This is a genomic window from Paraburkholderia sp. SIMBA_054 (assembly GCF_046534875.1).
Taxonomy (GTDB): domain Bacteria; phylum Pseudomonadota; class Gammaproteobacteria; order Burkholderiales; family Burkholderiaceae; genus Paraburkholderia; species Paraburkholderia hospita.
In genome coordinates this window covers 1-276 of record NZ_JAWRXV010000666.1, presented here as the reverse complement: position 1 = coordinate 276, position 276 = coordinate 1, and the positions used below count along the sequence as shown (strand labels likewise).

The following is a 276-nucleotide window of genomic DNA, read 5'->3' as shown; positions in this document are numbered from 1 at the left end:
GGTATCATTGGTACTGCGGGCTGTGTGGGTCTGTGGGGCTACCTGCTGTATCAGGGCGTGGTCGATCCGCTGGGCGGCGTTAAGAGCCTGTGGCCGCTGTTCGGTATCTCCAACCAGATGCTGGCAGCCGTAGCGCTGGTACTGGGCACCGTTGTGCTGATTAAGATGAAGCGCACCCAATACATCTGGGTAACTGTTGTTCCGGCTGTATGGCTGCTTATCTGCACCACCTGGGCGCTGGGCCTGAAACTGTTCAGCACCAACCCGCAGATGGAA

General features: G+C 58.3%; 1 protein-coding gene. It reads left to right on the top strand.

Annotation, left to right across the window (positions count from 1 at the left end):
* Nucleotides 1–276 (top strand): carbon starvation CstA family protein (locus SB822_RS56760; protein ID WP_410859061.1); only part of this gene is annotated, 276 nt, incomplete at both ends.